The organism is Pseudomonas sp. XWY-1, from assembly GCF_002953115.1.
Taxonomy (GTDB): domain Bacteria; phylum Pseudomonadota; class Gammaproteobacteria; order Pseudomonadales; family Pseudomonadaceae; genus Aquipseudomonas; species Aquipseudomonas alloputida.
In genome coordinates, this window is sequence record NZ_CP026332.1 from 560,339 (window position 1) to 573,939 (window position 13,601).

Genomic DNA, 13,601 nt, shown 5'->3' on the forward strand with positions numbered 1-13,601 from the left:
CTTAAGGCGCCTTCTCGAAACGCAGCGGGCCGGTGGCCTGGGTTTGTGCCTGGGTAATGCGCACCGGGGGCAGGTGCATGATCAGCTGGCCGGAGTTGCTGGCGCGGCCACGCAGTTCGACCCGGGCACCGGGCGGGAAGGCTTCGGGGTTGAAACGCAGGTGGTAGGGCAACGCCTGGCCGGTACCGGTCAGGTTGCTGCTGGCCAGCAGGCGCTGCGGGCGGTCGCGCTCGTCGATCACCAGCAAGGCCAGTTCCACCTCGGCCCCCGCCGGAATTTCCAGCAAGGTGCCGCTCAGTTCGCGCTGGTAGGCCGGCAACGGGCCCGGTACTTCGGCCTTGGCCGAGGGGGCTGGCGCGGGCGCCGGGTTGTCGGTCTTTGGCCTGTCGCTGCCGCAGGCGGCAAGCAAAGCGGCGCAGCACAGCACGACGAGCGCTCGGTAGTGCATGGGGGAGTCCTTCACGGGCATATTTCCCATGGATGTTAACCCCTTTGGCTTGTCTTGCCAGTGCAATGCGCTACCATGGCCCTCCCTTTTTTTGTTGCCTGCCACCATGCACTGTCCCTTTTGCGGTGCCAACGACACCAAGGTCATCGACTCTCGCCTCGTCGCCGAGGGCGAGCAGGTGCGCCGCCGCCGTGAATGCGTGGCCTGCGGCGAGCGCTTCACCACCTTCGAAACCGCCGAGCTGGTGCTGCCCCGGCTGATCAAGCAGGACGGCACGCGCCAGCCCTTCGACGAAGAAAAGCTGCGCGCTGGCATGCAACGGGCCCTGGAAAAGCGTCCGGTCAGCGTCGAGCGCCTGGAAGCTGCGCTGGCGCACATCAAGAGCCGGCTGCGTGCCACGGGCGAGCGCGAAGTCAAATCGCTGGTGGTCGGTGAAATGGTCATGGCCGAGTTGCGCAAACTCGATGAAGTGGCCTATATCCGCTTTGCCTCGGTGTACCGGCGCTTCCAGGACCTCGACGAGTTCCGCGAAGAAATCGACCGCCTGGCCCGTGAGCCAGCTAAAGAGTGAACATGCCCAGCCAAGCCGCCATCCTTGACGCCCACTACATGGCCCGTGCGCTGGAGCTGGCGCGTAAAGGCCTGTACACCACCCACCCGAACCCGCGCGTAGGTTGCGTGATCGTGCGTGATGGCGAAGTGGTTGGCGAAGGCTGGCACGTTCGCGCCGGCGAGCCACATGCCGAAGTGCATGCCCTGCGCCAGGCCGGTGAACTTGCCCGGGGTGCTTGTGCCTATGTCACCTTGGAGCCATGCAGCCACCATGGCCGTACGCCGCCGTGTGCCGAAGCGCTGGTCAAGGCCGGTGTGGCGCGTGTAGTCGCAGCCATGCAGGACCCTAACCCGCAAGTGGCGGGACAGGGCCTGCGGCGCCTGGCCGAAGCCGGAATCGAAGTGGCCAGCGGGGTGCTCGAAGCCGAGGCCCGCGCCCTCAACCCAGGCTTCCTCAAGCGTATGGAGCACGGCCTGCCGTTCGTTCGCGCCAAGCTGGCCATGAGCCTGGACGGCCGCACCGCCATGGCCAGTGGTGAGAGCCAGTGGATCACCGGCCCGGCCGCCCGCTCAGCCGTGCAGCGCTTGCGCGCCCGCTCCAGCGTGGTGTTGACCAGCGCCGCCAGCGTGCTGGCAGACAACGCACGCATGACCGTGCGTGGTGCCGAGCTGGGCCTGGATGCCGAAACTACTGCCCTGGCTCTTAGCCGCACACCCTTGCGGGTGCTGGTCGATGGCCGTCTGCGCCTGCCACTGGCGGCGCCGTTCTTCCAGGCCGGCCCGGCTCTGGTGGTGACTGCTGTCGCAGATGACCCGCGCTATGCCGCTGCCGGCCACGAATTGCTCAGCTTGCCGGGCGACAATGGCCAGGTCGACCTGGGGGCGCTGCTTCACGCCCTGGCCGCCCGCGGCGTCAACGAAATCCTGCTGGAAGCCGGTGCCGGCCTGGTCGGTGCCTTCGCACGGCAAGGCCTGGTCGATGAGTACCAGCTGTTCGTCGCTGGCACCTTCCTCGGCTCTCAGGCCCGGCCGCTGCTGGACTGGCCGATGGACAAGATGAGCGAAGCACCACGGCTGAAAATTACCGAAATGCGCGCAGTGGGCGATGACTGGCGGGTCACGGCCATCCCCCTGCCGGCGCCCGGCGTATAATGCCGGGCTTGCCCCGCGCAAACCGTTTTTGAGGAAGACCCCATGTTCACCGGCATCATCGAATCCATCGGCACCATCCGCAGCCTGACTCCCAAGGGTGGTGACGTGCGCGTCTACGTAGAAACCGGCAAGCTCGACCTGGGGGACGTCAAGCTCGGCGACAGCATCGCCGTCAACGGTGTTTGCCTCACGGCCGTAGAACTGCCGGGCGACGGCTTCTGGGCCGATGTCAGCGTCGAAACCCTCAAGCGCACCGCCTTCATCGACCTCAAGAGCGGCAGCAAGGTCAACCTGGAAAAAGCCCTGACCCCCACTACCCGCCTGGGCGGGCACCTGGTCAGCGGCCACGTCGACGGGGTTGGCGAAATCATTTCGCGCAGCGATAACGCCCGCGCCATCCAGTTCCGCGTGCGTGCACCGAAGGAACTGGCCAAGTACATCGCCCACAAGGGTTCGATCACCGTCGACGGCACCAGCCTGACGGTCAATGAGGTCAATGGCGCCGAATTCGAGCTGACCATTGTCCCGCACACTCTGTCCGAAACCATCATGGCCGATTACCGTGCAGGGCGTCGGGTAAACCTTGAGGTCGACCTGCTGGCCCGTTACCTGGAGCGCTTGCTGCTGGGTGACAAGGCCGCCGAACCGAGCAAGGGCAGTGGCATTACCGAAAGCTTCCTGGCCGCCAATGGCTTCTTGAAATCCTGATTGAGAAGGGGGTGCCGCGTGGCGCTCAACAGCATCGAAGAACTGGTCGAAGACATCCGCCAGGGCAAAATGGTCATCCTGATGGATGACGAAGATCGCGAGAACGAAGGCGACATCATCATGGCGGCCGAATGCTGCCAGCCGGAGCACATCAACTTCATGGCCAAGCACGCCCGTGGCCTGATCTGCATGCCGATGACCCGCGAGCGTTGCGAAACGCTGAAGCTGCCGTTGATGGCGCCGCGCAACGGCTCGGGCTTCGGCACCAAGTTCACCGTGTCGATCGAGGCCGCCGAGGGCGTCACCACCGGTATTTCCGCCGCCGACCGCGCACGCACTGTGCAGGCTGCCGCTGCCAAGGACGCCAAGGCCGAAGACATCGTCAGCCCTGGTCACATCTTCCCGCTGATGGCCCAGCCAGGCGGTACGCTGGCGCGTGCCGGCCACACCGAAGCCGCCTGTGACCTGGCGCGCATGGCCGGTTTCGAGCCAAGCGGCGTGATCTGCGAAGTGATGAACGACGACGGCACTATGTCGCGCCGCGCCGAACTGGAAGTGTTCGCCGCCGAGCACGGCCTGAAGATCGGCACCATTGCCGACCTGATCCACTACCGCATGATCCACGAGCGCACCGTGCAGCGTGTTTCCGAGCAATCGGTGGAGAGCGAGCTGGGTGAGTTCAACCTGGTCACCTACCGTGACGCGGTCGAAGGCGACGTGCACATGGCCTTGACCCTGGGCAAGATCTGCGCGGAAGAACCGACCTTGGTGCGCGTGCACAACATGGACCCGCTGCGCGACCTGCTGCTGGTCAAGCAGCCAGGCCGCTGGAGCCTGCGCGCGGCCATGGCCGCAGTGGCCGAGGCCGGCAGTGGTGTGGTGTTGCTGCTGGGGCACCCGCTGGACGGCGACGTGCTGCTGGCGCACATCCGCGAAAGCGCGGGCGATGCGCCGGCCAAGGCACCGACCACCTACAGCACTGTAGGTGCCGGTTCGCAGATCCTGCGCGACCTCGGTGTGCGCAAGATGCGCCTGATGAGTTCGCCGATGAAGTTCAACGCGATATCCGGATTCGATCTGGAAGTTGTAGAATACGTGCCCTCCGAGTGACTTGAGGCGGCATTGACGCCCTCTGCTCGAGTCCAGACCCCTGTCGAGGCCGCTTGTATGCGGCCTCGCTCTTGAAGATGAGAATATCGGAATGACCCTGAAGACCATCGAAGGTACCTTCATCGCCCCCAAAGGTCGCTATGCTTTGGTGGTTGGCCGCTTCAACAGCTTCGTTGTCGAAAGCCTGGTAAGCGGTGCCGTTGATGCCCTGGTACGCCACGGTGTCAGCGAAAGCGACATCACCATCATCCGTGCCCCGGGTGCATTCGAGATCCCGCTGGTGGCACAGAAGGTCGCCCAGCAAGGCGCCTACGACGCGATCATCGCCCTGGGCGCCGTGATCCGTGGCGGTACCCCGCACTTCGAATACGTGGCGGGCGAGTGCACCAAGGGCCTGGCCCAGGTGTCCATGGAGTTCGGTGTTCCGGTGGCCTTCGGCGTACTGACCGTCGACTCCATCGAGCAAGCCATCGAGCGTTCTGGCACCAAAGCCGGCAACAAAGGTGCTGAAGCTGCCCTGTCCGCACTGGAAATGGTCAGCCTGCTGGCGCAGTTGGAGGCCAAGTGATTAGCGACGAAAGCGATCGTTTCAACCCGCGCGATCCAAAACCTGCGGATGCCGGCAAGCCCTCCAAGAGCGCCAAGCGCCGCGAAGCCCGCAAGCTCGCGACCCAGGCCCTCTACCAGTGGCACATGGCCCAGCATTCGCTGAACGAGATCGAAGCGCAGTTCCGGGTGGATAACGATTTCACCGATGTCGACGGTGCCTATTTCCGCGAGATCCTGCATGGGGTCCCGGCAATCAAGGGCGAAATCGACAAAGCGCTGGTGCCTTGCATGACCATCGCACTGGAAGAGCTCGACCCGGTCGAGCTGGCTGTGCTGCGCCTGTCCACCTGGGAACTGATCAAACGCGTCGACGTGCCTTACCGCGTCGTGATCAACGAAGGTGTGGAACTGGCCAAGGTCTTCGGTGCCACTGACGGCCACAAGTTCGTCAACGGCGTACTGGACAAGCTCGCCCCGGCGCTGCGTGAAGCAGAAGTCAAGGCGAACAAGCGCTGATCCTGGCGCTGCCTGGCCATGGGTGAGTTCGAGCTGATCAACCATTACTTCGCCGCAGCGCCCTGTGCGCAGGGCGGCGAGGGCGTGGCGCTGGGTATCGGCGACGACTGCGCCCTGCTGGACCTTCCCCCCGGTGAGCAACTGGCGGTGTCGACCGACACCCTGGTCGCCGGGGTGCACTTTCCTGCTGTTTGCGATCCGTTGCTGCTTGGCCAGCGTTCGTTGGCTGTGGCGGCCAGTGACCTGGCAGCCATGGGTGCGACTGCAATCGGCTTCACCCTCGCACTGACCCTGCCTGACGTTGGCCCTGACTGGCTGGCGGCCTATGCCGACGGCCTTGGTCGCATGGCCCACCGTTGCCGCATGAGCCTGATCGGTGGTGACACCACGCGCGGCCCGTTGAGCATCACCGTGACCGTGTTCGGCCGCGTGCCGGCTGGCCAGGCCTTGCGCCGCAGCGGTGCAAGGCCGGGTGATCTGTTGTGTGTTGGTGGTTCGCTGGGCAAGGCCGCCGGTGCCTTGCCGCTGGTGCTGGGTGAGCGCGAGGCGCCTGCCGCGCAGGCCGAGCCGCTGCTGGCTCATTACTGGTCACCGATGCCGCAGCTCACCCTCGGGGCTCTGCTGCGTGGCAAGGCCACTGCGGCCCTGGACATTTCCGATGGCCTGCTCGCTGACTGCGGGCATATCGCCAAGGCCTCCGGCGTGGCGCTGGAGGTGAACCTGGCGCAGGTGCCAGTGTCTCCTGCCTTAGAGGCATTCCTCGGGCGCGAAGCGGCGTTGCAGGCAGCACTCACCGGTGGCGACGACTATGTACTGGCCTTCACCTTGCCGCCCGAAGCGCTGGCGCCCTTGGCTGGTCTCGGTTGCATCGAGGTACATATCATTGGTCGTGTGCTCGAAGGGCAGGGTGTGACCTTGCGCGACTCACAGGGCCAGGACATAACCCCCGTCCAGCGGGGCTATCAACACTTTAGGGAGAGACCGTGACCGATCACCCCAACCAGGTGCCTGCGGAGTTCGTTCCGCCTTCGGTCTGGCGCAACCCGTGGCACTTCATCGCCTTTGGCTTCGGTTCCGGCACTCTGCCCAAGGCTCCGGGTACCTGGGGCTCGCTGGTCGCCATACCGTTCATCCCCTTGTGGCAGCTGCTGCCCGACTGGGGCTACTGGTTGTTGCTCGGCGTGAGCATGCTGTTTGGCTTCTGGTTGTGCGGCAAAGTTGCCAATGATTTGCGCGTACACGACCATGAAGGCATTGTCTGGGACGAGATTGTCGGCATGTGGATCACCCTCTGGCTGGTGCCGGAGGGCTGGCAGTGGCTGTTGGCAGGGTTCCTGATGTTCCGCTTCTTCGACATCCTCAAGCCGTGGCCGATTCGCTGGATCGATCGCCATGTGCATGGGGGCGTCGGCATCATGCTCGACGATATCCTGGCCGGCGTGTTTGCCTGGCTGGGCATGCAGGTTCTGGTGTGGGCGGTTGCCTGAAACAGGGAGTGCGTGAATGGCCTTAAGGACTGTACTGCTGGCAATGCTGCTGAGCGTTGCCCCGTGGGTGACGGCTGCCGAGGGCATGCCGAAACAGATCCATCTGGTTAGCGAGGAGTGGCTCGACTACACCAATGCCGACGGTACCGGGGTGGCCTGGGATGTGCTGCGCAAAGTGTTCGAACCGGCCGGAGTCGAGGTGGTTACCCAGAGCGCGCCCTACAGCCGGGCGGTTGGCCTGGTCAAACGCGGCGAGGCTGATGCCTGGGTCGGCTCGTACAAGGAAGAGAACGACGACAACCTGTACCCGCGCTGGCACTTCGACATGGACCATATCTATGCCCTGGGGCTGGCCAGCAAACCTGTGCCTACCCTGGAGACCATCGGCAAGTACCGGTTGGCCTGGGTGCGTGGTTATGATTACGGCAGCTACTTGCCCAATGTGCGCGAATTCCGCGAAATCCAGCGTCGCGAGGGCATTCTGCCGATGCTCGAGCATGACCGGGTGGACTACTACATCGACGCACTGACCGAGGTCGACTACGTGCTCGGGCAAACCTCTCACCCTGAGCGTTTCCGCCGTACCCATGTGGCCGAGTTGCCGTTGTACCTGGCCTTTGCCCGTAACGACCAGGCCAAGGCTCTGTGCGAGCTGTTCGACAAGCGCATGAAGGAGCTGATACGTAGCGGCGAACTGAAGCCGATTTTCGAGCACTGGAAACAGCCCTATCCGTTCAGCGCGGACAGTCACCCACACTGAGGCCGAATACACCAAGGTATATCGCGGCCCTCTTGGGCTGCGGGCTTGGGGTTGAGCGATGGCTTTTAATAAGTATCGAACTTTTCGATCTTAAGCCACTGTATACAGCCAGCCCACATTCCCCAACCTGCTGATACAATCGGCCCACGAGAAATTTCCTACTTACTCCAGGAGCACAACGTGCCCGTCGTCTTTGTTGCCGCCTCTAAACTCCCGACGCCCTTCGCGACCTTCACCATGCATGGCTTTCTCGATGAAGCCACAGGCCGTGAGCATGTGGTGCTCAGCCTGGGTGATATCGCGGACGGCCAGCCGGTACTGGGGCGCCTGCATTCCGAGTGCCTGACCGGCGATGCACTGTTCAGCCAGCGTTGCGACTGCGGCTCGCAGTTGGAAGCCGCGCTGCAGGCCATCGCCCGCGAAGGCCGTGGGGTGCTGTTGTACCTGCGTCAGGAAGGCCGTGGCATCGGCCTGCTGAACAAGATCCGCGCCTACGAGCTGCAGGATGGCGGCGCCGACACCGTCGAAGCCAACGAGCGCCTGGGCTTCGCTGCCGACCAGCGTGACTACGCCATATGCCTGCCGATGCTCGAGCACCTGGGCGTCAAGTCGCTGCGCCTGATGACCAACAATCCGCGCAAGGTCAAAGCCCTGACCGACATGAACATCGTGGTTGCCGAGCGTGTGCCGCTGCACACCGGGCATAACCCGCACAACCGCTACTACCTGGCGACCAAGGCCGGCAAGTTGGGCCACATGCTGGGCAACGAACACCAGGGCGAGGTGCCCCAGGCGTGACCCGCGCCGAGGTCAAGCGGCGCCTGGCGCTGGCCTGGTGGCAGTACCTGGCGGTGGGCCTGGTGCCGCTGCCAGTCATGGCTTGGGCCTTTGGGGGTGGTGATGCACTGATCCCGGTGTTGGCAATGCCACTGTTCATCGCCGGTGCGGCCACCATGTTCCTCAGCCTGCCGCGCTTCGGTGCCTACAAGCGCGCACTTATTGCCACCTCAAAGGTGCTCGGTACGGGCGAAGAAGCCACTGCCTGGATCGAACTGGCGCGGGTGCGGCGCATGGCCATGCTGTATGCCTGCTTCCCGGCTTGGGTTGCCGCATTGTCGGTGCTGGTCGGCCTGGAGGCAGTGCCGCAGATCCTCCTCGCAGTGTCTACCGTTGTAGTGCTGTACCTCTATCGCATTCCGCGCCAGCTGGGCTGATGCGACTGCTACCTGGCCTGCTGGCGTTGTTCGCCTGCACCGTACTGGCTGCAGAACCGCTACGTGTCGTCAGTCTGGCCCCCTCGATGAGCGAGATCATGCTTGAGCTGCAGGCCGACGACCTGCTGGTGGGCGTGCTCGATGGCGGCGAACGGCCGGCTGCACTGCGCCACTTGCCTTCGGTCGGGCGCCAAGGGCAACTGGACATGGAGCGCCTGCTCAGCCTGCGCCCCGACCTGTTGCTGCTGTGGCCAGGCAGTGTGCCGCCGGCCCAGCGCGACCAACTCAAGCGCCTGGGTATCGCCACCTTCAGCGCCGAACCCCATGACATCAGCCAGCTGATCGAGCAGATCGAGGCCATTGCCGAGCGTGTCGGGCGTACCGAGCAAGGCCATTCATACGCGCGAGCCCTGCGTGAGCGGCTGCAGCAGCTGCGCCAGCAGTATCGGCGTGACGAACCCTTGCAGGTGTTTTATCAAGTCTGGGATCGGCCGTTGTACACGCTCGGTGGCCGTCAGGTGGTGACCGACGCCTTGGCCGTGTGCGGGGCGCGCAATGTGTTCGCCGACCTTGGCCAGCCGGCGCCACAGGTGAATGTGGAGTCCGTGCTGCTGCGTAATCCGCAGGTCATCCTGGCAGCTGATGAGGCGCAACTGGCCAGCTGGAAGGCCTGGCCGCAGATTCGGGCGGTGGCTGATGGGCGTCTGCTGGTGGTGCCGGACAAAGGGCTGGAGCGCCCCAGCGGGCAGATGATCGAAGCCACCGCCCGCTTGTGTGCGTTGCTGGACGCTAAAGCGCCGGTGTCCAGGTGATGCTCAAGAGCACAGTGCGGCCCTCTTCGCGGTAAGGGTGATACGCACCCTCATAGCTGTAAAGGGCGCGGCTGTAGCTGCGGTCCAGCAGGTTATCCAGCTTGGCTTCGAGTTTAAGTTCGTCGCTAGCCGCCCAACTGCTGCGCAAACCCAGCAGACCATAGCCACCGATGCGGTTGCGGTTGGCCTCATCGTCATAACTGTTGCTGACCGCCTGCCAGCTGGCACCCACGCTGAAACGCCCGAACTCTCGGTCCAGGTCCAGGCTCAAGGTGCGGCGGGCGCGGCGGGCGAGGGTGTGGCCAGTGTCGCGGTCGCGTGGGTCGATCAGCGCCAGGCCAAGCTGGCTGTGCCAGGCGCCCCATTGCTGCGCCAGCGCCATTTCCACGCCATTGATTCGTGCCGAGGCGACGTTACGGGGTATCGAGTCCTGGCCAAAGATGATCGCGTCGCGCAGGTCGGTGCGGTACAGCGAAGTCTCCAGCCGGCTCTCTGCAGTCAGCTGGCTGCGCCATTGCAGCTCGTAGCTTCTGGAGTGCTCTGGGTCCAGGTTCGGGTTGCTGAACTGTGGGTAATACAGGTCGTTGAACGTTGGCGCGCGGAAGCCTTCGCTGTAGGACAGCAGCACATCGTTGTTCGCGTTCAGCGGTACGGTCAAGCTGCCGCTCCAGGTGGTCTGGCCACCAAACTGTTGGTTGCGGTCATGGCGCACCCCCAGCTCGGTGGAAAACTGATCGCCCCGGTAGCGGTGCTGGGCGAACACGGCGCGGTTCCAGCGGCTGTCCTCAGTGAAGTCGGTACTGCCGTGTACGCGGTCTTCGTACCAGTCGCCACCGATCAGTATGGTGTGCTGTTCGCCGAGGGCCAGGTCGTTCTGCCAGGTAGCCTGATCGCGGTAGGTGTTGAACACGAAGCGCTCAGCGCTGAGCTTGTCGCGTTTGTCGTCCCGGTTCTCGCTATGTGCCAGTTCAAGGCGTGAGTGCCAGGTTTCGGTGACCTGAACGTCAACGTAGCTGCCCAGGCTGCTGACGCTGAAGTCGGTGTAGGGTTGTTGACCGAAGCTCTCGAAGGTCACGGGGTCGAAGCCGCCGAACGGGTTGTCGTACTCGCTGCGACCACGGCTGTCGAGCAGGTTCAAGCCGGCCTCGAAGCGCTCACTGAAGGTGTGGCTCAGGCTCAGGTTCAACGCCTTGTTGCGGTAGGCGTCGTGGTCACCATCGCTGGCGAAGGATGGCCCGGTCGAGTCGATACCGGCAGTTTCATCCAGGCTGGCGCCAAGGTTGAAGCGGGTCGAGTCGTTGCCACCAGAAAGCCCCAGGCTGCGTTGGAATGTCTGGTTGCTGCCGGCGGCCATGCGCAGGCGTGGCTGCAGGCCGGGGCCATTGCTGCGTCGGGTGAAGATCTGGATCACCCCGCCAATGGCATCGCTGCCGTACACCGCTGAGCGCGAGCCGCGCAGGACTTCGATGCGCTCGATCTGGTCGATGTCCAGAAACTGCAGGCCGCTGTCGCCCGAGGTGGCGTTGGCGATGCGCACGCCATCGACCAGCACCAGGCTTTGCGCGGCCTTGGTGCCCCGGATAAAGATGCCCGGCAGGCTGCCACGGCCACCGGTAGGTGCCACTTGCACGCCCGGCACGCGGGAGAGCAGGTCGGTAACGCTGGTGGGTTGCAGGCGGTCGATGTCGGTGCGGGTGAAGACCGTGTTGGCAGCGCTGGTGGCGGTACGCGATTCGACCTGGCGGCTGGCGCTGATCAGCACGTCGGGGAGTTTGAGAGCGTCGTCGCGCTCAGCGGCCAGAAGGAATGTAGGGGCACAGAGAATCGTGGTACAGGCTAATTTTTGGTTCTTCACGGAATCCCGGGAAAGACAGAAACAAGAACGCCGGTTTGATGGATGATGTTCGTGCGAGCAAACACATCAACAAACCGGCGTTCTTGTGCACGATATTAATACGTTTCTGCCCTTTTGGGAGGGCTTTTCTGTCATTGCCATCAGGCCTGACGGCGACGATCTGCTGATCGACCTGATTCCGCAGCCCACTAGGTTCCCCACCTGCAGCGGCTGCCATCAGCCCAGCACCGCCATCCACGAATACTGCCAGCGTTCGATCCGTGATCTCCCCATTCTTGGCCATGCGGTACGGTTGAATGTGGAACTGCGGCGCGTTGGGTGTCGCGCATGCGGCAAGCGGATGGAGTCAGTCAGCTGGCTTGATCGCTATTCGCGTATGACCCAGCGCTTGGCCGAGGCCGTGATCCAGGCTTGCCAGCGGCTGCCTACCCTGCACGTCGCTGAGCTGTTTGACTTGCATTGGGACAGTGTGCGCTTGCTGGAGCGACGAGCTCTACAAGCCGCTCTAGAGAAGCTACCAAAGGCCCAGCCCAGGCGCCTGGTGATGGACGAGTTCGCCCTGTTCAAAGGCCATCGCTACGCCAGCGTGGTGCTGGACGCCGATACCCGCCGGGTTCTGTGGATTGGCGAAGGACGTAGCAGAGCGGCTGTCAGGCCCTTCTTTGAGGAGTTGGGGCCAGAAGGCTGTGCGCGGATCGAAGCAGTGGCGATGGACATGAACACCGCATTTGACCTGGAGGTACGCCAACACTGCCCTCAGGCACGCGTGGTCTACGACCTGTTTCATGTAGTCGCCAAGTATGGGCGCGAGGTGATTGACCGGGTACGGGTCGACGAAGCCAACCGTCTGCGCCATGACAAACCCGCGCGCAGGGTGATCAAGCAAGCACGCTGGCTACTGCTGCGTAATCCGGAAAATCTCAAGCGAAAAGATCAACAGGTGCACCTGAGGGATCTGCTGTCGGCTAACCAATCGCTGATGACGGTTTATCTGATGAAAGCAGAGTTAAAAGCGCTGTGGTCGCCCACCACCGCCTGGGGTTGGCGATCAGCCTGGAAGCAGTGGCTGCGTCTGGCTGATGAAAGCGCGATACCGGCACTGAAGCAGTTTGCTAAACGCCTGAAGGGATACTGGCGCGGCATCTTGAGCAGGGTGCGATGGCCGATGCATACGGGCCAGCTGGAAGGCATCAACAACCGGATCAAGGTGATCAAGCGGATGGCTTACGGTTACCGGGACAGCGAATTCTTTTTCATGAAGATCAAGAATGACTTTCCCGGCAATCCGTGAAGAACCTAATTTTTTCATGGGCAGTTCCAAAGTATTTCCACAGCACTGTGCTGTCCCCGTAGGTGCGGGTTTACCCGCGAAAGGGCCGGGCCTGCTGGCCAATTTTCACCCGCCGTTCACCGTTGTCGCCGCTACCGTATTCGCGGGTAAACCCGCTCCTACAGTGGGCACACATCGGTGATCGGGCGCAGGCCGCCGTAGGAGCGGGTTTACCCGCGAAAGGGCCGGTCCTGCTGGCCAATTTTCACCCGTCGTTCACCGTTGCCGCCGCTACCGTATTCGCGGGTAAACCCGCTCCTACAGTGGGCACACATCGGTGATCGGTCGCAGGCCGTCGTAGGTGCGGGTTTACCCGCGAAAGGGCCGGGCTTGCTGGCCAATTTTCACCAGTCGTTCACCGTTGCCGCCGCTACCGTATTCGCGGGTAAACCCGCTCCTACAGTGGGCACACGTCGGTGATCGGGCGCAGGCCGTCGTAGGAGCGGGTTCACCCGCGAAAGGGCCGGTCCTGCTGGCCAATTTTCACCAGTCGTTCACCGTCGCCGCCGCTACCGTATTCGCGGGTAAACCCGCTCCTACAGTGGGCACACATCGGTAATCGGGCGCAGCCCGTCGTAGGAGCGGGTTCACCCGCGAAAGGGCCGGGCCTGCAGGCCAATTTTCACCAGTCATTCACCGTTGTTGCCGCTACCGTATTCGCGGGTAAACCCGCTCCTACAGTGGGCACACCTAGGTGATCGGGCGCAGTCCGTCGTAGGAGCGGGTTCACCCGCGAAAGGGCCGGTCCTGCTGGCCAATTTTCACCCGTCGTTCACCGTCGCCGCCGCTACCGTATTCGCGGGTAAACCCGCTCCTACAGTGGGCACACGTCGGTGATCGGGCGCAGGCCGTCGTAGGAGCGGGTTCACCCGCGAAAGGGCCGGGCCTGCAGGCCAATTTTCACTAGTCGTTCACCGTTGTCGCCGCTACCGTATTCGCGGGTAAACCCGCTCCTACAGTGGGCACACATCGGTGATCGGGCGCAGTCCGTCGTAGGAGCGGGTTCACCCGCGAAAGGGCCGGTCCTGCTGGCCAATTTTCACCAGTCGTTCACCGTCGCCGCCGCTATCGTATTCGCGGGTAAACCCGCTCCTACAGTGGGCACACA

At 63.4% G+C, this 13,601-nt stretch carries 15 protein-coding genes; 13 read left to right on the forward strand and 2 right to left on the reverse strand.

The genetic code is table 11. The features are described 5' to 3' along the window. Position 1: 1 nt before the first annotated feature. Positions 2–448, reverse strand: coding sequence for a YbaY family lipoprotein (locus PRJ_RS02620; protein ID WP_020191400.1), 447 nt, complete (start codon positions 446–448; stop codon positions 2–4). A 106-nt stretch (positions 449–554) separates the two neighbouring features. On the opposite strand from PRJ_RS02620, the gene nrdR reads away from it, so the two are divergent. From nrdR to PRJ_RS02680, 12 genes are all read left to right on the forward strand, one after another. Further along, positions 555–1,019, forward strand: coding sequence for a transcriptional regulator NrdR (gene nrdR / locus PRJ_RS02625; RefSeq protein ID WP_003255402.1), 465 nt, complete (start codon positions 555–557; stop codon positions 1,017–1,019). Between the two features lie 2 nt (positions 1,020–1,021). Next, on the forward strand, positions 1,022–2,152 hold the full coding sequence (gene ribD / locus PRJ_RS02630; protein WP_049588007.1) for a bifunctional diaminohydroxyphosphoribosylaminopyrimidine deaminase/5-amino-6-(5-phosphoribosylamino)uracil reductase RibD: 1,131 nt from the start codon (positions 1,022–1,024) through the stop codon (positions 2,150–2,152). Between the two features lie 42 nt (positions 2,153–2,194). Beyond that, on the forward strand, positions 2,195–2,860 hold the full coding sequence (locus PRJ_RS02635) for a riboflavin synthase (RefSeq protein ID WP_003255399.1): 666 nt from the start codon (positions 2,195–2,197) through the stop codon (positions 2,858–2,860). An 18-nt stretch (positions 2,861–2,878) separates the two neighbouring features. Continuing rightward, positions 2,879–3,970: a bifunctional 3,4-dihydroxy-2-butanone-4-phosphate synthase/GTP cyclohydrolase II gene (gene ribBA, locus PRJ_RS02640; RefSeq protein WP_003255398.1), complete on the forward strand. Its 1,092-nt coding sequence runs from the start codon at positions 2,879–2,881 to the stop codon at positions 3,968–3,970. A 91-nt stretch (positions 3,971–4,061) separates the two neighbouring features. Beyond that, positions 4,062–4,538 (forward strand): 6,7-dimethyl-8-ribityllumazine synthase, encoded by a 477-nt coding sequence (gene ribE, locus PRJ_RS02645; protein ID WP_003255395.1) that lies wholly within the window; start codon positions 4,062–4,064, stop codon positions 4,536–4,538. Continuing rightward, positions 4,535–5,035 carry a transcription antitermination factor NusB gene (gene nusB / locus PRJ_RS02650; protein ID WP_003255393.1) on the forward strand — a complete coding sequence of 167 codons (501 nt, stop codon included), beginning with the start codon at positions 4,535–4,537 and terminating at the stop codon, positions 5,033–5,035. The genes ribE and nusB overlap by 4 nt, the downstream gene beginning before the upstream one ends. A gap of 18 nt (positions 5,036–5,053) precedes the next feature. After that, on the forward strand, positions 5,054–6,022 hold the full coding sequence (gene thiL / locus PRJ_RS02655; protein ID WP_010951802.1) for a thiamine-phosphate kinase: 969 nt from the start codon (positions 5,054–5,056) through the stop codon (positions 6,020–6,022). Then, positions 6,019–6,522, forward strand: a complete 504-nt coding sequence (locus PRJ_RS02660; protein WP_010951803.1) for a phosphatidylglycerophosphatase A — start codon at positions 6,019–6,021, stop codon at positions 6,520–6,522. The genes thiL and PRJ_RS02660 overlap by 4 nt, the downstream gene beginning before the upstream one ends. 16 nt (positions 6,523–6,538) lie before the next feature. Continuing rightward, positions 6,539–7,282: an ABC transporter substrate-binding protein gene (locus PRJ_RS02665; RefSeq protein WP_104960701.1), complete on the forward strand. Its 744-nt coding sequence runs from the start codon at positions 6,539–6,541 to the stop codon at positions 7,280–7,282. A 180-nt stretch (positions 7,283–7,462) separates the two neighbouring features. Then, positions 7,463–8,080, forward strand: coding sequence for a GTP cyclohydrolase II (ribA, locus tag PRJ_RS02670; RefSeq protein WP_003255389.1), 618 nt, complete (start codon positions 7,463–7,465; stop codon positions 8,078–8,080). After that, positions 8,077–8,496, forward strand: coding sequence for a hypothetical protein (locus PRJ_RS02675; RefSeq protein WP_020191402.1), 420 nt, complete (start codon positions 8,077–8,079; stop codon positions 8,494–8,496). Before ribA ends, PRJ_RS02675 begins: the two co-directional genes overlap by 4 nt. Beyond that, positions 8,496–9,308 (forward strand): cobalamin-binding protein, encoded by an 813-nt coding sequence (locus tag PRJ_RS02680; protein ID WP_064492916.1) that lies wholly within the window; start codon positions 8,496–8,498, stop codon positions 9,306–9,308. The genes PRJ_RS02675 and PRJ_RS02680 overlap by 1 nt, the downstream gene beginning before the upstream one ends. On the opposite strand, the gene PRJ_RS02685 is transcribed toward PRJ_RS02680, so the two are convergent. Then, complete coding sequence (locus tag PRJ_RS02685) at positions 9,286–11,163, reverse strand: TonB-dependent receptor domain-containing protein (RefSeq protein ID WP_104960702.1); 1,878 nt, start codon at positions 11,161–11,163, stop codon at positions 9,286–9,288. The two genes, PRJ_RS02680 and PRJ_RS02685, sit on opposite strands and share 23 nt — an antisense overlap. Before the next feature lie 85 nt (positions 11,164–11,248). Here PRJ_RS02685 and PRJ_RS02690 point away from each other — a divergent pair, with 85 nt between their 5' ends. Beyond that, on the forward strand, positions 11,249–12,454 hold the full coding sequence (locus PRJ_RS02690; protein WP_104960601.1) for an ISL3 family transposase: 1,206 nt from the start codon (positions 11,249–11,251) through the stop codon (positions 12,452–12,454). Positions 12,455–13,601: the final 1,147 nt, after the last annotated feature.

Bases quoted from the DNA above. Each gene is read 5' to 3' on its own strand.
- PRJ_RS02620 (WP_020191400.1), bottom strand. From the start codon at position 448: ATGCACTACCGAGCGCTCGTCGTGCTGTGCTGCGCCGCTTTGCTTGCC.
- nrdR (WP_003255402.1), top strand. From the start codon at position 555: ATGCACTGTCCCTTTTGCGGTGCCAACGACACCAAGGTCATCGACTCT.
- ribD (WP_049588007.1), top strand. From the start codon at position 1,022: ATGCCCAGCCAAGCCGCCATCCTTGACGCCCACTACATGGCCCGTGCG.
- PRJ_RS02635 (WP_003255399.1), top strand. From the start codon at position 2,195: ATGTTCACCGGCATCATCGAATCCATCGGCACCATCCGCAGCCTGACT.
- ribE (WP_003255395.1), top strand. From the start codon at position 4,062: ATGACCCTGAAGACCATCGAAGGTACCTTCATCGCCCCCAAAGGTCGC.
- thiL (WP_010951802.1), top strand. From the start codon at position 5,054: ATGGGTGAGTTCGAGCTGATCAACCATTACTTCGCCGCAGCGCCCTGT.
- PRJ_RS02665 (WP_104960701.1), top strand. From the start codon at position 6,539: ATGGCCTTAAGGACTGTACTGCTGGCAATGCTGCTGAGCGTTGCCCCG.
- PRJ_RS02680 (WP_064492916.1), top strand. From the start codon at position 8,496: ATGCGACTGCTACCTGGCCTGCTGGCGTTGTTCGCCTGCACCGTACTG.